Annotated in this window: 23 protein-coding genes; 18 read left to right on the top strand and 5 right to left on the bottom strand. The window is 68.2% G+C overall.

Annotated elements, in window-relative coordinates:
* Positions 1-23: 23 nt before the first annotated feature.
* Positions 24-272, bottom strand: coding sequence for a DUF1674 domain-containing protein (locus tag AC1DJ5_RS10035; RefSeq protein WP_441455113.1), 249 nt, complete (start codon positions 270-272; stop codon positions 24-26).
* 86 nt (positions 273-358) lie between these two features.
* Here AC1DJ5_RS10035 and htpX point away from each other — a divergent pair, with 86 nt between their 5' ends.
* From htpX to pnp, 13 genes are all read left to right on the top strand, one after another.
* Positions 359-1,324, top strand: coding sequence for a zinc metalloprotease HtpX (gene htpX, locus AC1DJ5_RS10040; protein ID WP_477020488.1), 966 nt, complete (start codon positions 359-361; stop codon positions 1,322-1,324).
* A 42-nt stretch (positions 1,325-1,366) separates the two neighbouring features.
* Positions 1,367-2,116, top strand: a complete 750-nt coding sequence (gene trmB / locus AC1DJ5_RS10045) for a tRNA (guanosine(46)-N7)-methyltransferase TrmB (protein WP_477020489.1) — start codon at positions 1,367-1,369, stop codon at positions 2,114-2,116.
* Between the two features lie 33 nt (positions 2,117-2,149).
* Positions 2,150-2,665: a DUF1993 domain-containing protein gene (locus AC1DJ5_RS10050; protein ID WP_477020490.1), complete on the top strand. Its 516-nt coding sequence runs from the start codon at positions 2,150-2,152 to the stop codon at positions 2,663-2,665.
* A gap of 140 nt (positions 2,666-2,805) precedes the next feature.
* Positions 2,806-3,408 carry a ribosome maturation factor RimP gene (gene rimP / locus AC1DJ5_RS10055; protein WP_477020491.1) on the top strand — a complete coding sequence of 201 codons (603 nt, stop codon included), beginning with the start codon at positions 2,806-2,808 and terminating at the stop codon, positions 3,406-3,408.
* Positions 3,408-5,141, top strand: a complete 1,734-nt coding sequence (gene nusA, locus AC1DJ5_RS10060; protein WP_477020492.1) for a transcription termination factor NusA — start codon at positions 3,408-3,410, stop codon at positions 5,139-5,141. Before rimP ends, nusA begins: the two co-directional genes overlap by 1 nt.
* 18 nt (positions 5,142-5,159) lie before the next feature.
* Positions 5,160-5,864, top strand: coding sequence for an RNA-binding protein (locus AC1DJ5_RS10065; protein WP_477020493.1), 705 nt, complete (start codon positions 5,160-5,162; stop codon positions 5,862-5,864).
* Between the two features lie 79 nt (positions 5,865-5,943).
* A complete protein-coding gene (gene infB, locus AC1DJ5_RS10070; RefSeq protein WP_477020494.1) occupies positions 5,944-9,003 on the top strand; it encodes a translation initiation factor IF-2 in 3,060 nt (1,019 codons plus the stop codon).
* A 148-nt stretch (positions 9,004-9,151) separates the two neighbouring features.
* On the top strand, positions 9,152-9,682 hold the full coding sequence (locus AC1DJ5_RS10075) for a hypothetical protein (RefSeq protein ID WP_477020495.1): 531 nt from the start codon (positions 9,152-9,154) through the stop codon (positions 9,680-9,682).
* Between the two features lie 7 nt (positions 9,683-9,689).
* Positions 9,690-10,418 carry a DUF2459 domain-containing protein gene (locus tag AC1DJ5_RS10080; RefSeq protein WP_477020496.1) on the top strand — a complete coding sequence of 243 codons (729 nt, stop codon included), beginning with the start codon at positions 9,690-9,692 and terminating at the stop codon, positions 10,416-10,418.
* Between the two features lie 63 nt (positions 10,419-10,481).
* A complete protein-coding gene (rbfA, locus tag AC1DJ5_RS10085; protein ID WP_477020497.1) occupies positions 10,482-10,940 on the top strand; it encodes a 30S ribosome-binding factor RbfA in 459 nt (152 codons plus the stop codon).
* Positions 10,940-11,872 (top strand): tRNA pseudouridine(55) synthase TruB, encoded by a 933-nt coding sequence (truB, locus tag AC1DJ5_RS10090; protein WP_477020498.1) that lies wholly within the window; start codon positions 10,940-10,942, stop codon positions 11,870-11,872. Before rbfA ends, truB begins: the two co-directional genes overlap by 1 nt.
* A gap of 46 nt (positions 11,873-11,918) precedes the next feature.
* Entirely contained in the window at positions 11,919-12,188 is a 270-nt protein-coding gene (gene rpsO / locus AC1DJ5_RS10095; protein WP_441455101.1) for a 30S ribosomal protein S15, read from the top strand.
* Between the two features lie 298 nt (positions 12,189-12,486).
* Positions 12,487-14,721 carry a polyribonucleotide nucleotidyltransferase gene (gene pnp / locus AC1DJ5_RS10100; protein WP_477020499.1) on the top strand — a complete coding sequence of 745 codons (2,235 nt, stop codon included), beginning with the start codon at positions 12,487-12,489 and terminating at the stop codon, positions 14,719-14,721.
* A gap of 217 nt (positions 14,722-14,938) precedes the next feature.
* On the opposite strand, the gene AC1DJ5_RS10105 is transcribed toward pnp, so the two are convergent.
* Together AC1DJ5_RS10105 and rph are read right to left on the bottom strand one after the other, a co-directional pair.
* Entirely contained in the window at positions 14,939-15,385 is a 447-nt protein-coding gene (locus AC1DJ5_RS10105) for a hypothetical protein (RefSeq protein ID WP_477020500.1), read from the bottom strand.
* Between the two features lie 69 nt (positions 15,386-15,454).
* The gene (gene rph / locus AC1DJ5_RS10110) at positions 15,455-16,171 is read right to left on the bottom strand and encodes a ribonuclease PH (protein WP_441455098.1); all 717 of its coding nucleotides are present in this window, start codon (positions 16,169-16,171) and stop codon (positions 15,455-15,457) included.
* Between the two features lie 50 nt (positions 16,172-16,221).
* On the opposite strand from rph, the gene hrcA reads away from it, so the two are divergent.
* Entirely contained in the window at positions 16,222-17,310 is a 1,089-nt protein-coding gene (gene hrcA, locus AC1DJ5_RS10115) for a heat-inducible transcriptional repressor HrcA (protein WP_477020553.1), read from the top strand.
* A gap of 41 nt (positions 17,311-17,351) precedes the next feature.
* Positions 17,352-17,951 carry a nucleotide exchange factor GrpE gene (grpE, locus tag AC1DJ5_RS10120; RefSeq protein ID WP_477020554.1) on the top strand — a complete coding sequence of 200 codons (600 nt, stop codon included), beginning with the start codon at positions 17,352-17,354 and terminating at the stop codon, positions 17,949-17,951.
* A gap of 220 nt (positions 17,952-18,171) precedes the next feature.
* Here the strand turns inward: grpE and AC1DJ5_RS10125 are convergent, their stop codons facing one another.
* The gene (locus AC1DJ5_RS10125) at positions 18,172-19,077 is read right to left on the bottom strand and encodes a dienelactone hydrolase family protein (RefSeq protein WP_477020501.1); all 906 of its coding nucleotides are present in this window, start codon (positions 19,075-19,077) and stop codon (positions 18,172-18,174) included.
* An 85-nt stretch (positions 19,078-19,162) separates the two neighbouring features.
* On the bottom strand, positions 19,163-19,780 hold the full coding sequence (locus tag AC1DJ5_RS10130; protein WP_477020502.1) for an alpha-ketoglutarate-dependent dioxygenase AlkB: 618 nt from the start codon (positions 19,778-19,780) through the stop codon (positions 19,163-19,165).
* Positions 19,781-20,223: 443 nt separating this feature from the next.
* Between AC1DJ5_RS10130 and dnaK the strand changes: the two genes are divergently transcribed.
* The 3 genes from dnaK (at position 20,224) to dapB (ending at position 24,292) form a co-directional block, all read left to right on the top strand.
* Positions 20,224-22,149 (top strand): molecular chaperone DnaK, encoded by a 1,926-nt coding sequence (dnaK, locus tag AC1DJ5_RS10135; RefSeq protein WP_477020503.1) that lies wholly within the window; start codon positions 20,224-20,226, stop codon positions 22,147-22,149.
* Between the two features lie 185 nt (positions 22,150-22,334).
* Positions 22,335-23,546 (top strand): molecular chaperone DnaJ, encoded by a 1,212-nt coding sequence (gene dnaJ, locus AC1DJ5_RS10140; RefSeq protein ID WP_441455092.1) that lies wholly within the window; start codon positions 22,335-22,337, stop codon positions 23,544-23,546.
* Positions 23,543-24,292 carry a 4-hydroxy-tetrahydrodipicolinate reductase gene (dapB, locus tag AC1DJ5_RS10145; RefSeq protein ID WP_441455091.1) on the top strand — a complete coding sequence of 250 codons (750 nt, stop codon included), beginning with the start codon at positions 23,543-23,545 and terminating at the stop codon, positions 24,290-24,292. The genes dnaJ and dapB overlap by 4 nt, the downstream gene beginning before the upstream one ends.
* The last annotated feature ends 136 nt before the right edge of the window (positions 24,293-24,428 follow it).

Here is a 24,428-nt window from a genome sequence, read left to right on the forward strand (position 1 = left end):
CGAGCGGCGGGCGCCGACTTCGCCTAGAAGTCGACGGCCAGGCCCTTCTTCTCCCAGTCGCCGTAACGGGTCGGCTCGGGGCCGCGCGGACCGCCGTGTTCGTCTGCGAGAACGACCTCTTCGCCCGCCTTGCGACGTTCGGCCGCTTCCAGCAGGGCGCGGCGCGCGGCTTCGCTCAAAGGCCGCTCCGGCGTGGCGTGGGGCACGTCGGCGTTGAAGACGGCCGTTTCTTCGGCGTCATTGGCGGTGGGGGAGGTGGGCTGTTCGGTCACAGGGGGTCTGCCTTGAGGGCGCGGATACAGGGCCTCAAATAGACGTTCAGGCCTTTGACGCCACCCCCTGACGACGCCGGACCGGTATGAACCATCTCAAGACCTTCGCCCTGCTGGCCGTGATGACCGCCCTGTTCATGGGGATCGGCTATCTGATCGGCGGCGCGACCGGCATGGTCGTCGCCCTGGCCGTGGCGGGGGCGATGAACCTGTTCAGCTACTGGAACGCCGACAAGATCGTGCTGAAGATGTACCGGGCTCAGGTGGTGGACGAGACCCACCCGAACGCCGTGGTCCGCGCCTATGTCGCCGACGTCAAACAGATGGCCCGCGACGCCGGCCTGCCGCAGCCGACCATCACCATTATCCCCAACGACCAGCCCAACGCCTTCGCCACCGGCCGCAACCCCCAGAACGCCGCCGTCGCCGCGACCAGCGGCCTGCTGGACATGCTGACGCGCGAGGAGGTGCGCGGGGTGATGGCCCACGAACTGGCCCATGTGAAGAACCGCGACACCCTGACCATGACGGTGACGGCCACGGTGGCCGGCGCTATCGCCATGCTGGCCAACTTCGCCCTCTTCTTCGGCGGCGGCGACGACCGCGAGCGGCCCGGCGGGATGATCGGCGCGATCGCCCTGATGTTGCTGGCCCCGATGGCGGCGGGCCTGGTGCAGATGGCCATCAGCCGTTCGCGCGAATATGAGGCCGACCGGGTCGGCGCCGAGATCGCCAAGGATCCCCACGCCCTGGCCTCGGCCCTGCAGAAGATCGAGGCCTATGCGCGCGGCGCGGTGAACGCACCCGCAGAGCGCAATCCGGCCACGGCCCATATGTTCATCATCAACCCGCTGAACGGGAAGGGCGCCGACAGCCTGTTCTCGACCCATCCGGCCACGGGCAACCGGGTCCGCGCCCTGATGGAGCTGGGCGCGACGATGGGCATGAGCCGGCGCCCCGCGGCTGGCGCGCCTGTCGCCATGGCGCGGCCCTCGACCAGCGTGCCGACCACGCCGTCGACGCCGACTTCGCCGCGCGGGCCCTGGGGTTGAACGACTTTGCGCCTTCGGGCGTAAACGGCTAGAGCGCGCGCCATGACCGACGAGACCGACGCCCCCGCCTTCGATCAGGCCCCCTTTGACAAGGACCGCCCCGAGTGGGCCCAGGCCCATGGCCCGCTGCGCTCGTTCGGACGCATCAAGTCGCGGCCGATCAAGGCGAAGCAGGCGGCCCTGTTCGACACCCTGATGCCGCAGATCGCCGTGCCGGACCCGTCCAAGGGGCCGATCGACCCGCTGGCTCTGATGCCGGACGCGAAGGAAGTCTGGCTCGAAATCGGCTTCGGCGGCGGCGAGCATCTGGCCGAGCAGGCCGGGCGTCATCCCGAAGCGCTGATGATCGGCTGCGAGCCCTTCCTGAACGGCGTGGCCTCGGCCCTGCGCCATGTGGAGGAGGGCGGTCTGAAGAACGTCCGCCTGCACGCCGACGACGCCCGCGCGGTGATGGCGGCCCTGCCGGACGCTTCGCTGGATCGGGTCATGATCCTGTTCCCCGATCCCTGGCACAAGGTGCGCCACAACAAGCGCCGCCTGTTGCAGGACGAGACGGCGGTCGAGATCGCTCGTCTGCTCAAGCCCGGCGGCCGGGTGCGCTTCGTCACCGACTGGCTGGACTATGCCGAATGGGCGCTGGAGCGGCTGGCGCGCACGCCGGGCCTGACGCGGGTCGAAGCCGAGGGCGCCGACTGGTTCGCGGTTCCCGCCGACCACGTCGTCACCCGTTACGAAGAAAAGAAGCTGGGCGACACCACGCCGATCTTCCTTGAGTTCCAGCGCCAGGCCTAGCCATATGGCGGCGACCTGATCCCGGAGCCGACCATGACCTTCAGCCTCTATGACGCCGCCGTGCCGATGTTCCTGCGCGGGCTCGACAGCCTGTCGGCCATTCTGGAGAAGGCGGCGGCCTCGGGGCTGGACGAGGCGGCCCTGATCGAGGCGCGGCTGGCGCCGGACATGAAGCCTCTGTCGGCCCAAATCGACATGGCGACCTTCTCGGCCCGGGGCTGCGTCGCCCGGCTGGCGGGCGTCGAGGTTCCAGCTATCGCGGGCGATGACGCGACCTTCGATCAGATGCAGGCGCGCATCGCCGCCTCGCGCGCCTTCATCGCCGGGGTCGAGCGCGCCGCTTTCGACGGCGCCGAGACGCGCCCGGTGCGTCTGATCTTCCCCGGCGTCGACCTGTCGTTCGACGGGGCCGGCTATCTGACCAGCTTCGCCCTGCCCAACTTCTATTTCCACGTCACGACCGCTTACGCTCTGTTGCGTCAGGCGGGCGTCGACCTGAGCAAGCGCGACTATCTGGGGCGTCTGGCCCTCGTCCCGACGGACTCATAACCAAGCAGGGCGAAAGCGGGGGCTGACACGGCTCCTGCTTTCGCCTATATGACGGCTCACATCGTTAGACCGGCGTCCAACGGCGTCGTTTCAAGCGGCGGCCCGGACGGACCGCCGCTTTTGTTTTCTGGATTGATCCTTTGCGCGCCAAGACCGCTGAAGACCGCGCCCTGCTGGAGATGATCGACCCCGTGGCCGAGAGCCTGGGGCTGGCCGTCGTGCGCGTGCGCCTGATGGGCGGCACCCTGCGTCGCCGCCTGCAGATCATGGCCGAGCGCGTGACCGACAACGACATCTCGGTCGAGGAATGCGCCCGCCTGTCGCGCGCCGTGTCGGAAGTGTTCGACGCCGCCGACCCGATCACCGGCGAATATCTGCTGGAGGTGTCGTCGCCCGGCATCGACCGGCCGCTGACCCGCCTGCTGGACTTCCAACTGTTCGAAGGCTTCGAGGCCCGCCTCGAGACCGACCGGATGGTCGAGGGCCGCAAACGCTTCAAGGGCATCCTGGCCGGGACCGAGGGCGACAACGTCGCCATTGATCTGGACGGCGAGGAAGACACCGCCCTGATCCCCTTCGAATGGGTTTCGGACGCCAAGCTGGTGCTGACCGACGAACTGCTGAAGCGGGGCGCGGCCCTGCGCGCGGCGCGCGGCGAACCCGAAGACGACGGCCTGCCGGAAGGCGAGGCTGAAACTGACGACACGACCAACACCACGACCTCGACCAAGGACAAAGCCTGATGGCCGTCACCGGTATTTCCGCCAACCGTCTCGAACTGCTCTCGATCGCCGACGCCGTCGCGCGTGAGAAGAACATCGACAAGGAAGTCGTCATCGAGGCGATCGAGGAGGCGATCCAGAAGGGCGCCAAGTCGCGTTACGGCGCTCATCACGACATCCGCGCCAAGATCGACCACAAGACCGGCGAGTTGGCGCTGACCCGCCACGTCACCATCGTCGAGGACGACTGGCAGCCGGAAGACGAGCTGGAAGAGTTCAACGACAGCGCCATGGTGCGCCTGACCGACGCTTCCAAGCGCGACCCGGAAGCCGTGGTCGGCAAGGAATACGTCGAGACCCTGCCGCCGTTCGAGTTCGGCCGCGTCCAGACCCAGATGGCCCGCCAGGTCGTGACCGGCAAGGTCCGCGAGGCCGAGCGCGCCAACCAGTACGAAGAGTTCAAGGATCGCGTCGGCGAGATCGTCAACGGCACGGTCAAGCGCGTCGAATACGGCAACACCATCGTCGATCTGGGCCGTGGCGAAGGCATCATGCGCCGCGATCAGTCCATCCCGCGCGAAGTGTTCAACGTCGGCGACCGCGTCCGCACCTACATCTACGACGTCCGTCCCGAGGCCAAGGGCCCGCAGGTCATGCTGAGCCGCGCCCACCCGGGCTTCATGGCCAAGCTGTTCGCCCAGGAAGTGCCGGAAGTCTATGACGGCGTGATCGAGATCCGCGCCGCCGCCCGCGACGCCGGTTCGCGCGCCAAGATGGCTGTCCTGTCGAACGACAGCTCGATCGACCCCGTCGGCGCCTGCGTCGGCATGCGTGGCTCGCGCGTTCAGGCGGTCGTCGCCGAACTGCAGGGCGAGAAGATCGACATCATCCAGTGGAACGACGACGAGCCCACCTTCATCGTCAACGCCCTGGCCCCGGCTGAAGTGGCCAAGGTGGTCATGGACGAAGACGCCGACCGCGTCGAAGTCGTGGTGCCGGACGAGCAACTGTCGCTGGCCATCGGCCGTCGCGGCCAGAACGTGCGCCTGGCCTCGCAGCTGACCGGCTGGCAGATCGACATCATCACCGAGTCTCAGGATAGCGAGCGTCGTCAGAAGGAGTTCGCCGAGCGGACCGCCCTGTTCCAGGAAGCCCTGGACGTCGACGAGACCATCGCCCAGCTGCTGGTCACCGAAGGCTTCGCCACGGTCGAGGATCTGGCCTTCGTCGACGCCTATGAAGTCTCCGAGATCGAAGGCTTCGACGAGGACACCGCCGAAGAACTGCAGACCCGCGCCCGTGAGTTCCTGGACCGCAAGGCCGCCGAACTGGACGCCAAGCGCGTGGCTCTGGGCGTCGAGGACGACGTCCTGGCCGTTCCGGGCGTCACCGGCGCCATCGCCGTCGCCCTAGGCGAAGGCGGCGTGAAGACGGTTGAAGACCTGGCCGACCTGGCCACCGACGAAATCCGCGGCGGCTATGAGGTCAAGAACGGCGAGCGGGTGAAACTGCCGGGCGTTCTGGAAAGCTTCAGCCTGTCGCAGGAAGCCGCTGAACTGCTGATCCTCCACGCCCGCGTGGCGGCCGGCTGGATCGACGCTTCGGAACTGCCGCAGCAGCCCGAGCCGGAAGTCGAGTTCGAGGAAGAAATCTTCGCTGAAGCTGGCGAAGACGGCGACGAAGAGCTGGTCGTAACCGTTGACGTCGATGCGGAGGTCTTCGACGAAGACCTCGAGCCGACCCAAGACGCGTGATGGGAGCCGCAGCTGTCCATGGACCCGAACGAGGCGCTGATCGATAGAGACCGTCAGGACCTGGTGACACGCCAGGTTCTCGATGAATCTCGCCTGATCCGCTTCGTGCCGGCGCCGGACGGCTCGGTGGCCCCCGACCTCGCTCGAAAACTGCCCGGCCGCGGCCTCTGGGTCGCCGCCGACCGCGCCTCGATCGAGACGGCGGTGAAGAAGAACCTGTTCGCCCGCTCGGCCAAGGCGCCGCTGAAACCGGCGTCCGACCTGGCCGACCTGGTCGAGAAGCTGCTGGTTCGGCGCTGTCTCGACCAACTGGGCCTTGCCCGGCGCGAAGGCGTGCTTATCTCTGGCTTCGAAAAGAGCGCCGCCGCCATCCGTGGCGGGCGGGCGGCTTGGGTCGTGGAGGCGGCGGACGGCGCCGCCGACGGCCGAGGCAAACTTCTGGCCCTTGCGAAACACCCGTCCCCGGCGCCCAAAATCTGCGGCGCTTTCACGGCGGACGATTTGAGTTTGGCCCTTGGGCTGGAAAATGCGATACACGCCGTCCTGCTGAAAGGCGGGCGAGCCGATCGCTGGACCGTAGAGGTCGAGCGACTGGCGGGATTTCGGCCTCTGCGTCCAGAGAGCTGGCGCCGGGTTGGTCCCGGCGACGGCGCCGAGGACGACCGGGGCGAGACCCCGGAACGAGAGCCTGAGGCTTTTGGCGGACGAGGCCCTGTTTCCTGACCAGGAAGCGGGACCACGCCCGGCTGTGGGTGTTTGACGAGACGACGGCGGAATTCTCCGCCCCGAGTAAAGCGACCGGATGAGCGACGAAAACGACAAGACCGAAGACGGCAAGACCCCTGCCAACGCGCCTTCTCAAACGGGGCCGCGCGCTCCGCTGAGCCTGAAGCCGCGCGTGGCGGGATCGGTCTCGACCGGCACCGTGAAGCAGAGCTTCAGCCATGGCCGCTCCAAGACCGTGGTCGTCGAGACGAAGCGCCGCGCCGGCGCGGTCCCCGGACATCAGCGTCCGCAGGGCTTCGATGTTTCACGTCCGCGCGCCGATCAGGGCGGCTCCAATGCGCCTCGATCCAACGCGCCTCGCGGCGGTCCCGCCGGCGGCGCCCTGTCGGTCGAGGAACAGGAGGCGCGTCGCCGCGCCATCGCCATGGCCACTCAGGCTCAGGCTGAACGCGAACGCGTCGCCGTCGCCGAGAAGGCCGCCCGGGAAGCCGCGCAACGCGATCAGGCCGCCGCCGCCGACAAGGCTGCGGAGACCGCTCGCGCCGAAGCCGCCGCCGCCAAGGCGGCTGCCGACGCGGCCCGCGCCGAAGCCGCCAAGCTGACGGCCGCTGCCCCGACCGCCGCGCCGGCCAAGCCGACAGCCGCCTCGGCCAAGCCGGCCGCGCCCAAGGTCGAGCTGCCCAAGCCCATCGTTCCGGCGCCGGCGCCCGCGCCGACCCCGGTCGCCGCGGCTCCGACGCCGGCCGCTCCGGCTCGCCCGGCGCCGCCCGCGCGTCCGGTGGTCAATTTCGGCCAGCGCACGCCCAAGATCCCGACCGGCCGCGCGCCGATCGAGCGCCCCGCCTTCGGCGGCCGCTCGGCCCGCGAACAGGCCATGGGCGAAGGCGAACGGCCGCAGTCCGACCGGCCCCAGGCTTCGGATCGCCCGCAAGGCGGCCGCCCCCAGGGTGATCGTCCGCAAGGCGCCCGTCCGGCCGCCAGCCAGACCGTCCGCTATTCGGCGCTGAACCCGAAACCGGCGCCCGGCGCGGCCCGTCCGGGCGCAGCCCGCACCGGCCCCGGCGGCCGTCCGGCCCCGAACCAGCCTCCGGCCACGCCTGAAGTGGCGCGTCCCAGCCGCGCTCCCGGCGCCGGCTTCGGCCGCCCGGTCGGCCGCGAAGACGATCGCGACAAGCGTTTCTCGGACGCCGGTCCCGGCAAGGCCGTCAGCCGCACCCGCGGCGAGCCCAAGCGCCGCGAAGGCCGTCTGACCATCCAGTCGGTCGCCGGCGACGGCGACACCGCCGAGCGGATGCGCTCGCTGGCCTCGGTCCGCCGCGCCCGCGAACGCGAGAAGGAAAAGCGCAAGGGCGGCTCGACCGATGCGCCGAACCGGCCGCGCGAAGTCGTCATCCCTGACGTCATCACCGTGCAGGAGCTGTCCAACCGGATGGCCATCCGCGGCGTCGACATCATCAAATTCCTGATGCGTCAGGGCATGATGATGAAGATCAACGACGTGATCGATTCCGACACCGCCGAACTGGTGGCCGAGGAATACGGCATGGCCGTCAAGCGCGTCTCGGAATCCGACGTCGAAGAAGGCTTCATCGCCGAGGCCGACGACGAGGACGCGACCATGGTCCGCGCCCCGGTCGTGGCCATCATGGGCCACGTCGACCACGGCAAGACCTCGCTGCTGGACGCGCTGCGCACCACGGACGTGGCCGGCGGCGAAGCCGGCGGCATCACCCAGCACATCGGCGCCTATCAGGTGCGTCTGGAAGACGGCCAGCGGGTCACCTTCCTCGACACCCCGGGCCACGCCGCCTTCTCGGCGATGCGGGCGCGCGGCGCCAACGTCACCGACATCGTGGTGCTGGTCGTGGCCGCCGACGACGGCGTCATGCCGCAGACGATCGAAGCCATCCAGCACGCCCGCGCCGCCGGCGCGCCGCTGATCGTGGCCGTCAACAAGATCGACAAGCCGGACGCCAACTCGCTGAAGGTGGTCAACGAACTGCTGCAGTATGAAGTCATCGCGGAAAGCCTGGGCGGCGAAACGCAGATCATCGAGGTGTCGGCCAAGAACCGCACCAACCTCGACGGCCTGATCGAAGCCATCCTGGTTCAGGCCGAGATGATGGACCTGCGGGCCAACCCGGACCGTTCGGCCGAAGGCGTGGTCATCGAGGCCCAGCTGGACAAGGGCCGCGGCCCGGTCGCCACCGTCCTGGTCAAGCGCGGCACGCTGAAGCGCGGCGACATCGTCGTGGCCGGCTCCGCCTGGGGCAAGGCGCGCGCCCTGCTGGACGAACGCAATGCTCAACTGACCGAAGCCGGTCCCTCCGTCCCGGTCGAAATCCTCGGCCTGTCGGAAGCGCCTTCGCCGGGCGACGTCTTCGCCGTGGTGGAGAGCGAGGCCCGCGCCCGCGAACTGACCGAATACCGCGAGCGTGCGCGCCGCGAGAAGACCCAGGTCTCGGGCGGCTCGGCCTCGCTGGTCGACATGATGTCGAAGCTGCAGTCCAAGAAGGTCTCGGAACTGCCGGTCCTCATCAAGGCCGACGTTCAGGGTTCCGCCGAAGCCATCGTCGGCTCGCTGGACAAGATGGGCAACGACGAGGTCCGCGCGCGCACCATCTATTCGGGCGCCGGCGGCATCACCGAGAGCGACGTCAACCTGGCCAAGTCGGCCGGCGCGCCGATCCTCGGCTTCAACGTTCGCGCTTCGAAACAGGCGCGGGATCTGGCCGACCGTGAAGGCGTCGAGATCCGCTACTATTCGATCATCTACGACCTGCTGGACGACATTAAGGGCGTGCTCTCGGGCATGCTGGCGCCGCTCCAGCGCGAAACCTTCCTCGGCAACGCCAAGGTGCTGCAGGTCTTCGACATCACCAAGGTCGGCAAGATCGCCGGCTGCCGGGTGTCGGAAGGCGTGGTCCGCAAGGGCGCGCGTGTCCGCATCATCCGCGACGATGTCGTGGTTCTGGAACTGGGCGTCCTCAACACGCTCAAACGCTTCAAGGACGAGGTCAACGAAGTGCCCTCCGGCCAGGAATGCGGCATGCAGTTCCAGGGCTTCCAGGACATCAAGGAAGGCGACTACATCGAGTGCTTCACGGTCGAAGCGGTCAAGCGCACCCTCGACTAGGACGCCTGAACTCGACGAAGGCATCAGGGCGCGGTCTCGAAAGGGGCCGCGCCCTTTGTCTTGGGCGTGACAGCGGGACGACTTCACCTCGGGCCTGGTCGGCTCTAGAGTCCGCCTGGCGCCAGGGGGCGTTCATCGAAGGATCGCCATGCGCCGCCACATCCTGTCTCTGATCCTGGTCGCGTCGGGCGCGAGCGTCCTGGCCGGCGCCGCGGCCGCCGACACCCGCTTCCTGGCCTTCGACGCACGCGACCGCACGACCCAGGCCCTGACGCGCGGCGTGACGCTGGAGGTCGAGCGCGGCCTGTTCGGCGCGACTGCGGTGCGCAACCTGTTTTCCAGCACCTCGCGCGGTTCGGCCCGTTTCACGCCCGGCGGCCCCGACGCGGTGCGCCGCGCCCTGCCGGCGGGCGCCAGCGAGAGCGGCGTCTATGCCATCGTCCAGGAAGGCGACGGCCGCGGCCTGGCCCGGGCCCTGTGTCCCGGCGCTGACGAAAGCTGGGTGGTGATCGGTCGGGTCCGGGCCGGGCGGCCCATGACCATGCACGCCGTGGGCCGCTGGAGCGATGGCCAGTACCGTCACTGCGTCGAGCTGAACTACGACTATCGCGGCGAATGGGCGACGCAGGCCGGCGCCGGTCCGGCCAAGGACGCGCCTGTGGCCTACGGTCCGAACTGAGATCGGGATGCCGGGCCGGTTCCTTCTTGCGGCCCTGATCGGTCTGATCGCGGCCCTGTGGACCCTGACGCGGCCCGGCGATCCCGCCCTCTATCCGGCCTCGCCCAAAGAAGCGGGCGTGACCGTCTATCTGCTGGATAACGGCTTCCACACCGACCTGGCCGTGCCGCGCGCGGCGCTGATCGACGGGGGCGGAGCGCTGGCCGAGGCGACGGCGAGCCTGGAACCCGGCGACTGGGTTCTGATCGGCTGGGGCGACGCGACCTTCTATGTCGATCAAAGCCCGATCCAGGGGCGTCTGGCCGACGGCGCGCGCGCCTTCTTTAGGCCGCACAACCCTTCCGTGGTCATGCTGGCCCCGCAGGCGCAGGATCCCGCGCGGCGTTTCCGCGCCAGGGATCGTCAGGTCCTGACCCTGTCTCAGGCGGGGATGGCGGCGTTGCGGGCTCGGGTGCAGGCCTCGCTGGAGACCGATGCGGCGGGGCGGCCCGTGCTGGCCGCGCGGTTCGGCGACGAGGCCTTCTTCAAGAGCCGTGAGACCTTCTGGGTCGGCCACCTGTGCAATCACTGGACGGCGGACCTGCTGTCGGCGGCGGGGCTGCCGATCCGACCATTCCGCGCCGTGACCTCGGACGAGGTGATGCGGACGGCGGCCCGTGCGGAAACACTGGCGCGGAAAAACTGGCGCGGCCAAGCTGGCGCGGTCAAGCTGGACTTGAAGCCCGTCCGCGACTAGACCCCGGCCCTTCGCTTTTTCAGCCGGCGTCCGATCCCCGGCGAGCGACAAGGGAGGCGCGCCATGAGCCGCAAACAGCACACCCGTAACGCCACCGGTCCTCAGGGGCCGTCGCAGCGCCAGCTGCGCGCCGGCGAACTGATCCGTCACGCCCTGGTCGACGTCCTGCGCGAACAGACGATCCACGATGAGGCCCTGCTGGGCGTGTCGCTCACCGTGACCGAGGTGCGGCTGTCGCCGGACCTGAGGCACGCCACCTGTTTCGTCGAGCCTCTGGGCGCCGGCGTCGAGAGCGCCGAGACGGCGGGCCAGGAGTCCGTGATCATCAAGGCGTTGAACACCCACGCAAAATTCCTGCGCGGCCAACTGGGTCGCCACATCGACATGAAATACACGCCGGACCTGAAGTTCCGCCACGACGAGAGCTTCGACGCGGCCAGCTACATGGAGCGGCTGATGGATGACCCGCGCGTGCGGGCCGACCTAGAGCGTTCGGAAGGCGACGACGAAGGTCAGTCCTGATGGCGCGGCGCAAGAAGGGCGAGATCGTCAACGGCTGGGTCTGCCTCGACAAGCCTTTCGAGATGGGGTCGACCGAGGCGGTGACCAAGGTCCGGCGCCTGTTCGACGCCCAGAAGGCGGGCCACGCCGGGACGCTGGATCCCCTGGCCTCGGGCGTCCTGCCCATCGCCCTGGGCGAGGCGACCAAGACGGTGCCCTTCATGATGGACGCCGAGAAGGTCTATCGCTTCACCATCCACTGGGGCATCTCCACCGACAGCATCGACCGCGAGGGCGAGATCATCGCCCGTTCGGACGTGCGCCCCTCGGTCGAGGCGGTGAAGGCGGCCCTGCCGGCCTTCGTGGGCGAGATCGATCAGGTCCCGCCCCAGTTCTCGGCCATCCGTGTCAACGGCGAGCGCGCCTATGACCTGGCCCGGGACGGCGCCGAGTTCGAGCTGGCCGCCCGCAAGGTGACGATCCATGAGGCGGCGGTGACCGACGCCCCGGACGGCGATCACGTCGAAATCAGAATGCGGACCGGCAAGGGCGTCTATGTCCGGTCGCTGGCCCGCGACCTGGCCGTCATGCTGGGCGCCGAGGGGCATGTTTCGGCCCTGCGCCGCGAGCGGGTAGGGCCGTTCACCGCGGAGAACGCCGTCACTCTGGATTTTCTCGCCGATCTGGCGCATAAGGGCGCCGCCTTGGAAGGCTTGCTGCCCGTTTCGACCGCCCTGGACGACATCCCGGAGCTGGCCGTTACGGAACAGGACGCCTTCTCGCTGAGGCAGGGTCGGCCGATCGTTCTGCTCCCCCGTCAGGTTGAAACCTTGAAGAGCCGGCTTCCAGCCGGTTCGCGCACGGTGTCGGCTTTCGCGGGAGACACGCTGGTCGCGCTCTGTTCGATGCGGGCCGGACGGCTAGAACCCGACCGCGTTTTCAATCTCCCCTAGCGTTTGCTTCTGGCGGCGCGACCGGGCTCCAACATGGAGATCTACGATGTCGATCACTGCTCAACGCAAGGGCGAGGTCATTGCTGACAACGCTCGTTCGTCCGGCGACACCGGTTCGGCCGAGGTCCAGGTCGCGATCCTTTCGGAACGCATCGCCAACCTGACCGACCACTTCAAGACCCACAAGAAAGACAACCACTCGCGCCGCGGCCTGCTCAAGATGGTTTCGCAGCGTCGTCGTCTTCTTGACCACCTGATCAAGACCGATCGCGAGCGCTATGTCGCTCTGATCGCCAAGCTGGGCCTGCGTCGCTAAGGCGGCCGACCAGTAGCGGAAACCATTTTCGAGGCGCGGGCGGACACGTCCGCGCCTCGTTCCGCACCTAGAGCTTTTCTTGAAGCGGACTCGGTTTGCTTTGGAAAACGCTCAGACAAACGAGCTTCCTGCGCGCCGCAGGTCTTCAATCGGCGCAGACGCGAGGGCCATGAATCCGGTCCTTACTCCACCCGCCCGGCCGCGAAGCGCCGCCGGGTTCATCGGGAACCGTGGGACGATAAAGCCTGCCGCTCCACCCCCGCCGGGAATACGCCCGCCGGGCTTTGAAAGAAGAAAAATGTTCGACATCAAACGCAAGACGATCGAGTGGGCCGGCCGCCCGCTGACGCTGGAAACCGGCCGCATCGCCCGTCAAGCTGACGGCGCCGTGCTGGCGACCTACGGCGAGACCGTGGTTCTGGCCACCGTCGTCTATGGCCGCCAGCCCAAGCCGGGCCTGGATTTCTTCCCGCTGACCGTCAACTACCAAGAGAAGACGTTCGCCGCCGGCAAGATCCCGGGCGGCTACTTCAAGCGTGAAGGCCGTCCGTCGGAAAAAGAGACCCTGGTCTCGCGCCTGATCGACCGTCCGATCCGCCCCCTGTTCGTCAAGGGCTTCAAGAACGAGACGCAAGTCGTCGTCACCGTGCTGCAGCACGACATGGAGAACGACCCGGACATCGTCGGCCTGGTCGCCGCCTCGGCTGCCCTGACCATCTCGGGCGTTCCCTTCATGGGTCCGATCGGCGCCGCGCGCGTCGGCATGATCGACGGCGAGCTGGTCCTGAACCCCGCCATCGACGCCATGGGTGAATCGACGCTCGACCTGGTCGTCGCCGGTACGCAAGACGCCCTGATGATGGTCGAATCCGAAGCCAAGGAGCTTTCGGAAGACACCATGCTGAAGGCGCTGATGTTCGCTCACGCCGGCATGCAGCCGGTGATCGACGCCATCATCGAACTGGCCGAACATGCCGCCAAGGAGCCCTTCGACTTCCACGCCGAGGATCACTCGGACGTGGTCGCCTCGATCAAGTCGCTGGTCGGCGAAGACATCAAGGCCGCCTACACCCACCCGGGCAAGTATGAGCGCCGCGCCGGCGTCGACGCGGCCAAGAAGACCGCTGCCGCCGCCCTGGTGAAGAGCGACGAGAAGCCCGAGGGCGTTGACTCGTCCAAGTTCTCGGCCGCCTTCAAGGAATGCGAAGCCGACGTTCTGCGTCGCGACATCATCGAGAACGCCCACCGCGTCGACGGCCGCGCCCTCGACAAGGTCCGCGCCATCGTCTCGGAAGTCGGCGTCCTGCCGCGCACCCACGGTTCGTCGCTGTTCACGCGCGGCGAAACCCAGGCCCTGGTCGTCGCCACCCTCGGCACCGGCGAGGACGAGCAGTACATCGACAGCCTGTCGGGCACGTACAAGGAATCCTTCCTGCTGCACTACAACTTCCCCCCCTATTCGGTGGGTGAAGCCGGCCGCATGGGTTCGCCCGGCCGTCGCGAAATCGGTCACGGCAAGCTGGCCTGGCGCGCGATCCGTCCGATGCTGCCGACCAAGGAAGACTTCCCCTACACCATCCGTCTGGTGTCGGAGATCACCGAGTCCAACGGCTCGTCCTCGATGGCAACCGTCTGCGGTTCGTCGCTGGCTCTGATGGACGCCGGCGTGCCGCTGATCCGTCCGGTCTCGGGCATCGCCATGGGTCTGATCCTGGAGCCGTCGGGCGAGTTCGCCATCCTGTCCGACATCCTGGGTGACGAAGATCACCTGGGCGACATGGACTTCAAGGTCGCGGGCACGTCGGAAGGCATCACCTCGCTGCAGATGGACATCAAGGTCCCCGGCATCACCGAGGAGATCATGAAGCAGGCCCTGACGCAGGCTTCGGCCGGTCGCCTCCACATCCTGGACGAAATGTCCAAGGCCATGGACGCCCCGCGCGCCGAACTGGGCGAGCACGCTCCCAAGATCGAAACCATCAAGATCCCGGTCGACAAGATCCGTGAAGTGATCGGTTCGGGCGGCAAGGTGATCCGCGAGATCGTCGAGAAGACCGGCGCCAAGATCGACATCGGCGATGACGGCACCATCAAGGTCGCCGCCAACGACCAGGAGAAGATCGACGCCGCCAAGGCCTGGATTCAGTCCATCGCCTCGGAACCGGAACTGGGCATGATCTACTCCGGCAAGGTCGTGAAGGTCGTCGACTTCGGCGCCTTCGTGAACTTCTTCGGCGCCAAGGACGGCCTGGTCCACGTGTCCCAGATCGCTCTGGAACGCGTCGCCAACCCGGCCGACGTCCTGTCGGAAGGCCAAGAGGTCAAGGTCAAGTTCCTGGGCTTCGACGATCGCGGCAAGACCAAGCTGTCGATGAAGGTCGTCGATCAGGAAACCGGCGAGGACATCACCGACAAGATCAACGCCGAGCGCGCTGAACGCGGTGAGCCGGCCCTGTCGGACGACACCGGCGGCCGTCCGAAGCGTGAAGGCGACCGCAACGGCGGCGATCGTGGCCGTCGCCGTCGCGACTAAGCCACGGCCTCACGGCTGAAATGATGAAGGCCCCGCTGGAAACAGCGGGGCCTTTTTTCTTGGCAGGAGGCCCAATATTCCCGTTCATCCCGGCGGACGCCGGGATCCAGTAAGAGCCGCAGACGCCTCGTTAAAAACAGCGCTTTATTCAACCTCGAGCTTCTAGCCAAAGCACTGGATCCCGGCGTCCGCCGGGATGAGCGGTTAATGGCGGTGCTTACACCGCGCATTCCTTCGGCTTCGTCTCGTCCGGACCGTACATGGCGCAGGCGCGGTCGATCTCGTCCTGGATCATCGCGCAGGGATTGGCGCTGTTGCACGGCGGGTGCGTCGCCGGGCTGACCTTGATGCAGCGCTCGACCAGGCGTTTCGAGCGGGCCTCGCCGATTTCGGCCAGGCAGGAGCCGGGCTCCCCGACAGGCGTGACGACGGACGCGGCGGGTTCGGAGACGACGGGTTCAGGCTTGGGCTTGGGCGGCGCCACGGGCGCAGGCGCTGGCTCGGCCTTGATCGGCACGGCGTCGATCGGTTCTTGCGACAGCCTGGTGTCGACCGCTGCGGGCGGCGCCTCGGCGGGCGCAGGCTTCGGCTGGCCGCAACCGGCCAGAACGACCGACAGGGCGAGGAAAGAGGCGGCGAGGGCGGGGCGCATCATGGGCGGCATGGGGCGGGGTCTCCGTTCGCGGAAGACCCCAGAATGCCCCGATCGGCCCTCGCGGCCTAGCCTTGTCTTTTAGCGTCCCAGGGCGGCGCGTTGCAGGGCGAACAGGTCGGCGCAGCCGATCTCGGCCAGTTCGAACAGGCGGTCGAACTCGGGGCGCGAGAAGCCGCGCTTCTCACCCGTGGCCTGGATTTCGACGATGCCGCCGGCGCCGGTCAGGACGAAGTTGGAATCGGCCTCGGCGGTGGAGTCTTCCTCATAGTCGAGGTCGAGCACCGGCAGGTCGTTGAAGATGCCGCACGACACGGCCGCGACCTGATCGATGATGGGATCGGTCTTCAGCACGCCCTCGTCCTTGAGGTAGTTCAGGGCCGAGGCCATGGCCACCCAGGCGCCGGTGATCGAGGCGGTGCGGGTGCCGCCGTCGGCCTGGATGACGTCGCAGTCGATCAGCACCTGACGCTCGCCCAGGGCCTTGAGATCGACCACGGCGCGCAAGCTGCGGCCGATCAGCCGCTGGATTTCCTGCGTGCGGCCCGACTGCTTGCCGGCGGCGGCTTCACGACGGCCGCGCGTGTGGGTGGCGCGGGGCAGCATGCCGTATTCGGCGGTGACCCAGCCCTGGCCGGTGTTGCGCATCCAGCCCGGCACCTTTTCCTCGATCGAGGCGGTGACCAGAACCTTGGTGTGGCCGAACGACACCAGGCAGGAGCCTTCGGCATAGCGGTTGACGCCGGTTTCGAGCGTGACGGTGCGGAGTTGTTCGGGGGTGCGTTCGGACGGGCGCATGAGATTTCCTTGGAACCAGAGCAGCGCGTGCTTATCCTGAAAGCGTGAGCCTGTATGCCCCCCACCCGTCTCCGTTCGGAAGCGCCCCCGCCGGCCTGGGGACGCTGGACGCCCGTGCGCGCGACATCTTCCGCCGCATCGTCGAGACCTATCTGGAGACGGGCGAGCCGGTCGGGTCGCGCACCATTTCGCGCGGAGGGCTGGCCCTGTCGCCCGCCTCGATCCGCAACACCATGCAGGATCTGACCCTGGCGGGCCTGCTGGCCTCGCCCCACACCTCGTCGGGACGGATCCCGACCCATGCGGGCTTGCGCCTGTTCGTCGACGGCCTCTTGGAAGTCGGCGACATCGGCCAGGACGAGCGGCGCGAGATCGACGCCCGTCTGGCCGGGAAGGGGCGGAACTTCGAGGAGGCGCTGGACGCCGCCACCAACCTTTTGTCCGGTCTGGCCGGGGGCGCGGGCATCGTCGCCAGTCCGGTGCGCGACGCGGGCGTCAAGCACGTCGAGTTCGTCGCCCTGGGCCATGATCAGGCCCTGGCCGTTCTGGTCGGGGACGACGGCACGATCGAGAACCGGCTCATGCCTCTGTCGGCGGGGGTGACGCCCTCGACCCTGACCGAGGCCTCCAACTTCCTCAACGCCCGGCTGAAGGGCCGGCCCCTGGCCGAGGCGCGCACCGAGATGAGCGTCGAACTGGACGCCGCCCGGCGCGAACTGGACGCCGCCGCCGCCCGCCTGGTCGAGGACGGTCTGGCCGCCTGGTCCGGCGGGGGCGAACGCGACCGGTCCCTGATCGTGCGCGGCCGCGCCAATCTGTTGCAGGACGCCCAGGCGGTCGAGGATCTGGAGCGGGTCCGCATCCTGTTCGACGACCTGGAGCAGAAGGAACAGCTGATCGGCCTGCTCGACGGGGTCGGCGCGGCCCAGGGCGTGCGCATCTTCATCGGCGCCGAAACGCGGTTGTTTTCCCTTTCGGGTTCCGCCGTGATCGCAGCGCCCTATATGACGGGTCGGCAGCGGATGCTGGGCGCCATCGGCGTCATAGGCCCTGCAAGACTGAACTATGCCCGTGTCATACCGTTGGTGGACTATACCGCCCGGGTGCTGGGCCGGATTCTGGACGGACAAGAGACGTGAACGACATCAACGACGAGACCCGGGACCAACTCGAGCAGGATATCGGCGAGGCCGAAATCGATGCGGCGGCGGAAGCGGCTGACGACGGCGACATGGCCGTGGTCGACGCCCTGATCGCCGAGCGCGACCAGTGGAAGGACCGCGCCCTGCGCGCCGTGGCCGACGCCGAGAACACCAAGCGCCGCGCCGAGACCCAGGCCAACGACGCCCGCGCCTACGCCATCCAGCGCTTCGCCAAGGACCTGCTGAGCGTGGCCGACACCCTGGAACGCGGTCTTCTGTCGGCGCCCAAGGTGCTGGAAGGCGCCGAAGCCGAGGGCGCCGCGGCCGCCATGGTGACGGGCCTGGAGCTGACGCAGAAGTCCCTGCTGTCGGCCTTCGAGGCCAATGGCTTGAAACGCGTCGCGCCCGAGCCGGGCGAGGCCTTTGATCCCCACCTGCATCAGGCCGTGATGGAACAGCCCTCGGACACGGTGCCGGGCGGCACGGTGATCCAGACCCTGCAAACGGGCTACGCCCTGTTCGGCCGCACCGTGCGCGCCGCCATGGTGGTGGTCGCGGCCAAGGGCTCGGGTCCTGCGAGCGGCGGCGCCTATTCGGAAGCCGGGACGACCGGCGGGAATTTCGACGCCAAGGCGTAAGTTTCGGTCCATCGAGAATAGGAAAGGGCCTGGAGCAGACGCGCCGGGCCCTTTTCTTTTGTTTGCCACCCATCTCCCGCTCGCCCCGGCGGACGCCGGGGTCCAATCCTTTGGCCGCCGCCATGTCCGTGGCCATCGGGCGGGGTGCAATCAGCCGGCTGCTTGCGAGGCTCTCACTGGATCCCGGCGTCCGCCGGGATGAGCGGTTTCCTGTTGGAGGTCAGTGTTTCAGCCGCTGATCGAACAGGGCAAGCAACCGCCGCCATCCGTCCTTGGCGTCGGCTTCGCGGTAGCTGGCGCGATAATCGGCGTGGAAGCCGTGCGGGGCGTCGGGATAGACCACGATCTCGCTGCCGTGCGCGCCGGAATGGGTCAGGGCGGCGCGCGTGGCTTCGATGCTGGCCAGGGGGATGCCCTGGTCCTGGCCGCCGTAAAGACCCAGCACCGGGGCCTTGAGATCGCGGGCCAGATCGACGGGCCAGGGGCGGCCCGCCGTCTGCTGGGCCTCGGTCGCCGCAGCCCCCGCGGCCAGTCGGCCGTACCAGGCGACGCCGGCGTCGATGGCCGAGAAGCGGGCAGCGGCCTGCCACACCACCTTGCCGCCCCAGCAGAAGCCAGTGATCCCGACCTTGCCCGCATTGGCCCAGGATTGCAGCCCGAGCCAGTCCAGGGTGGCGGCGATGTCGCCCATGACCTGTTCGTATCCGGCGGCGGCGACGATCTGCTGGATACGCGTCATGTCGCTGAGCGGGGCCGGGTCCTCGACGCGGACGAAGAAGGCGGGGGCGACGGCGGCGTAGCCGGCCTTGGCCAGGCGGCGGCAGATGTCGCGGATGTATTGGTGCAGGCCGAAGATCTCGGACACGACGATGACCACGGGGAAGGGGCCTTCGCCCTCGGGCCGCGCCACATAGGCCGGCAGTTCGAACCCGTCGGGGGCGGGATAGGAGACGGTGGCCGTGACCAGTCCGGCGCTGTCGGTGGTGATCGGGCTGGCGCTTTGGCTCAACGCCGCGGGGGCGTAGGCGGCGAACATCAGGCCGCCGGCCGTGGCCACGCCGAGGCTGCGGCGGCTGGGGGCGATCTGGTCGGCGCTCAGGCCCTCGGGCCGGGTGATCAGGGTCATCGCGGGTCTCCGGTGCGGCATCAAAGTCGAGGGCGCGACTGTGGCCCGGCTTTCGGCGTTCCGTCGAGTCCTGATCGCCGAGAGGTCAGAGCGCGCGCCTCAGCGTCAGATTGATCCGCCCGCCGCCGGGAACCAGTTGCGACGACCCCGCCAGCAGCCGGTCGATGCCGTGCCGCGCCAGCCGCGCCGGTCCCGTCAGGGCGCAGACGTCGCCGGAGGCCAGCTTCAGGCTCTGCGTCCTGCCGCTCTCGGTCGGGCCGATACGGAACACCGCCGTATCGCCCAGCGACACCGACAGGACCGGCGCGGTCAGGTCGGCCTCGTCCTTGTCCTGATGCAGGCCCATCCGGGCCTCGCCGCGATAGAGGTTGACCAGACAGGCGTCGGGCGGCGCGGGCCAGCCGGTCAGGGCGTCCCATAGATCGAGCAGCGTCTGCGGCATCGGCGGCCAGGGTTGCTCGGTGACTGGATGGGTCGGCTGATAGCGATAGCCCGCCCGGTCCGAGACCCAGGCTAGAGGCCCCAGGCCGGTCATCTCGACCGAAAAGGGCCGCCCGCCCGGCGTGACCGGGCGATAGAAGGGCGCGGCTTCGGCCGCCGCCAGCACCTCGGCCAGCAGGGCGGCTTGCGCCTCGGCATCGAGCGCGCCGGGCCACAGGCGAAAGCCGGGCAGGCCGGTCGGGGTTTCGCGGGGCGGAGACATGCTCACCATCTAAGACCCTTCTCCCGATGGGAGAAGGTGGCCCGAAGGGCCGGATGAGGGGTGTCGGCGTCCGTCGGCGTAAGCCGTCGCAGTCCCCTTGCCTCGGCTTACGCCGACAGAACGCGTAACCCCTCACCCTTTCGCCTGGCGGATCGCCTTCGGCTCTCCGAGGCTCAAGCCCTCTCCCCTCGGGAGAGGGTCTAAGGCGGGAAACTCCACCGAATCCGTCCCGAACCGAACGAAACCCTTGCAGGCCCTGCGGTCTTTCCCATATCCGGGCCAGTCTGGAAGAAACCCCGCAGTTCCTGGGGCTTTCGACCGAAACCATTCAACCCGCCCGACCGGACGTCCGGAACGGCTTTCAGCCCAACAGGGGGCGGTCACGCGCGGCGCTTTTCGAAGGCCGCCGCATCGCCCGCCGCAAGGAGTGAAAAGACAAGCTCATGGCCAAGATCATCGGCATCGACCTCGGCACGACCAACTCGTGCGTCGCCGTCATGGACGGCAAGAACCCCAAGGTCATCGAGAACGCCGAAGGCAACCGCACGACCCCGTCGGTCGTGGCGATCCAGGACAGCGGCGAAGTGCTCGTCGGCCAGCCTGCGCGTCGCCAGGCGGTCACCAACCCGACCAACACCTTCTTCGCCATCAAGCGCCTGATCGGCCGCAATTTCGATGACCCGGTGGTGGCCAAGGACAAGGGCATGGTGCCCTACGAGATCGTCAAGGGCCCGACGGGCGACGCCTGGGTGCGCGCCCACGGCAAGGACTATTCGCCCCAGCAGGTCTCGGCCTTCACCCTCGGCAAGATGAAGGAGGCCGCAGAGGCCTACCTCGGCGAGACCGTGACCCAGGCCGTCATCACCGTTCCGGCCTACTTCAACGACGCCCAGCGTCAGGCGACCAAGGACGCCGGCAAGATCGCCGGCCTGGAAGTCCTGCGCATCATCAACGAGCCGACCGCAGCCGCCCTGGCCTATGGCCTGGAGAAGCACGAAGGCCAGAAGATCGCCGTCTATGACCTGGGCGGCGGCACCTTCGACGTCTCGATCCTGGAGATCGGCGACGGCGTCTTCGAGGTGAAGTCGACCAACGGCGACACCTTCCTGGGCGGCGAGGACTTCGACCTGCGTCTGGTCGACTACCTGGCCGACGAGTTCAAGAAGGAGCAGGGCGTCGATCTGCGGACCGACAAGCTGGCCCTGCAGCGCCTGAAGGAAGAAGCCGAGAAGGCCAAGAAGGAGCTGTCCTCGACGGCTCAGTACGAGGTCAACCTGCCGTTCATCACCATGAACGCCTCAGGCCCGCTGCACCTGAACATCAAGCTGTCGCGCGCCAAGCTGGAAGCCCTGGTCGACGACCTGATCCAGCGTACGATCGAACCCTGCGCCAAGGCGCTGAAGGACGCGGGCCTCAAGGCCTCGGACATCGACGAAGTCGTCCTGGTCGGCGGCATGACGCGCATGCCCAAGGTCGTGGAAGCCGTGAAGGCCTTCTTCGGCAAGGAACCGCACAAGGGCGTGAACCCTGACGAAGTCGTGGCCCTGGGCGCCGCCGTTCAGGCCGGCGTTCTGCAAGGCGACGTCAAGGACGTGCTGCTGCTGGACGTGACCCCGCTGACCCTGGGCATCGAAACCTTGGGCGGCGTCTTCACTCCGCTGATCGAACGCAACACGACGATCCCGACCAAGAAGAGCCAGGTCTTCTCGACCGCCGACGACAACCAGTCGGCCGTGACGATCCGGGTCTTCCAGGGCGAACGTCCGATGGCCGCCGACAACAAGGTCCTGGGTCAGTTCGACCTGATGGGCATTCCGCCGGCGCCGCGCGGCATGCCGCAGATCGAGGTCGCCTTCGACATTGACGCCAACGGCATCGTCCACGTCACCGCCAAGGACAAGGCGACCAGCAAGGAACAGTCGATCCGCATCCAGGCCAACGGCGGCCTGTCGGACGCCGACATCGACAAGATGGTCAAGGAAGCCGAGGCCAACGCCGCGGCCGACAAGGTCCGCAAGGAACTGGTCGAGGCCGTCAACGGCGCCGACAGCCTGATCCACTCGACCGAGAAAGCCTTGGCCGAACACGGCGACAAGGTCGACGACGCGACCAAGGCGACCATCCAGTCGGCCCTGGACGACCTGAAGACGGCCAAGGAAGGCTCGGACCCCGAAGTCATCCGCGAGAAGACCAACACCCTGGCCCAGGCTTCGATGAAGCTGGGCGAGGCCATGTACGCCTCCCAGCAGGGCGCGGGTGAAGGCGGCGCTTCGGACGAAGCCCCCGCCGACGACGGCGTGGTCGACGCCGAGTTCGAGGAAGTCTCGCCAAATGGCGACGCGGGCGACGACGACAAGAAGAACGCGTAACGAAACGCGGCTCATGACGACCGGCCCCGCTTGCCAGACGGCAGGCGGGGCCGTTTCATAAAACTTGCATCATTCGACCGGGCGCCCATGTCAGCAGGCATGGTCAACGGGTCATCCGCGAACGCACGATCCTCGGCTTAACAGGGACGGCGGACGCAACGGGAAAGTAAGAGGACGAACGCCTGATGGCGCAGCGTGACTATTACGAAATTCTGGAGGTCGAGCGGACCATCGACGCTGCGGGCCTGAAGTCGGCCTATCGCAAGCTGGCCATGGTTCACCACCCCGACCGCAACGGCGGCTCGGAAGAATCCCTCGCCAAGTTCAAGGAGATCTCCGAGGCCTATACGGTGCTGTCGGACGATCAGAAGCGCGCGGCCTATGACCGGTTCGGTCATGCGGGCGTGAACGGCGGCGCCGGCGGCGGCGACCCGTTCGGACGCGGCGGCGGCGGCCAGGGCTTCCACGACATCAACGACATCTTCTCCCAGGTCTTCGGCGACGCATTCGGCGACGCCTTCGGCGGCCGGGGCGGCGGGCGCCAGCAGCAGGGCGGACCGCGTCGCGGCTCCGACCTGCGCTACGACCTCGAGATCACCCTGGAGCAGGCCTACAAGGGCGCCGAGGTCGAGATCGCGGTGCCCACCACCATGACCTGCGAGGTCTGCGACGGCTCGGGCGCCAAGGCCGGGACCAAGCCGACCATCTGCTCCACCTGCGGCGGCGCTGGACGCGTGCGCCAGGCCAACGGCTTCTTCCAGGTCGAACGCACCTGCCCGCGATGCGGCGGCTCGGGCGAGATGATCGCCGACCCCTGCGGCGCCTGTCACGGTCACGGCCAGGTCCGCAAGAACCGCCAGCTCAGCCTCAAGATCCCCGCCGGCGTCGACGACGGCTCGCGCATCCGCCTGTCGGGCGAGGGCGAGGCCGGCCAGCGCGGCGGCCCGCGCGGCGACCTCTATGTCTTCCTGTCGGTGCACGACCACGAACTGTTCGAGCGCGACAACCTGGACCTTCTGGTCACGGTCCCCGTGCCGATGACGGTCGCGGCCCTGGGCGGCGAGATCGACGCGCCCTGCCTGGTGTCCGAGGCCTGCGACGGCCGCTGCAAGGCTGCGGTGCAGGTGCCCGCGGGCGCCCAGACCGGCAAGACCGTCCGCATCAAGGGCAAGGGCATGCCCCACCTGAACGGCCGCCAGCGCGGCGATCTGGTGGTCGAGCTGTTCGTCGAGACGCCCGCCGACCTGACCCCGCGTCAGAAGGAACTGATGCAGGAACTGGCCGCCTCGTTCGGCGAGAGCCAGAACCCGCGCAACACCACCTTCGCCGGCAAGGCCAAGCGCTTCTGGGCCGACATCCTGGGCGGCGACGCCGATACTCCGAAAGAGACGGCGTGAGCGACATCTTCCACGCCGGCATTTCCGGCGCCCGGGGCCGCATGGGCCGCGCCGTTTCGCAAGTCCTGGACGCCCGCGAGGACGTGGTGGTCGCCACTCGCTTTGATCGCGGCGAGACGCCCGATCTGAACCTGTGCGACGTCATCATCGACTTTTCGACGCCGGAAGCCTCGGTCGATCTGGCCCGCGCCTGCGCTGAGCGCGGCGGCCCGGCCCTGGTCATCGGCTCCACCGGCCTGTCGCCCGAACAGGACGCCCTGATCGAGGCGGCGGCCGAAAAGATCGCCATCGTCCGCAGCGGCAATTTCTCGCTGGGCCTCAACATCCTGATCGGTCTGGTCGAGCACGCGGCCCAGCGTCTGGACGGCCGCGACTGGGACATCGAGGTGCTGGAGACCCATCACCGGCGCAAGGTGGACGCCCCCTCGGGCACCGCCCTGATGCTGGGTGAGGCCGCCGCCAACGGCCGGGGCCGCGATCTGGAAGAGCTCAAGACCGCTCCCTATGACGGCATCACTGGCCCGCGCGAACCGGGCAAGATCGGCTTCGCCTCCCTGCGCGCCGGCGGCGTCATCGGCGAGCATACGGTGCTGTTCGGGTCGGAAGACGAACTGCTGACCCTGTCGCACTCGGCCATCGACCGGTCACTGTTCGCCAAGGGCGCCGTCGCCGCCGCCGCCTGGGTCCGCAACCGCCGCCCCGGCCTCTACGACATGCAGGATGTTTTGGGTTTCAGGCAGGCATAAGTCTGAAGGGCGCTAAGGCTCGCGACGCGGGTCGCGCGCTGCTTGAGCGCCAATCGCCCTTCTCCCTTGCGGGAGAAGGTGGCCCGTCAGGGCCGGATGAGGGGTCTCGCCAGGGCGGATGAAGGCGGCGAGTTGA

This window comes from Brevundimonas sp. 01N35 (assembly GCF_056399785.1).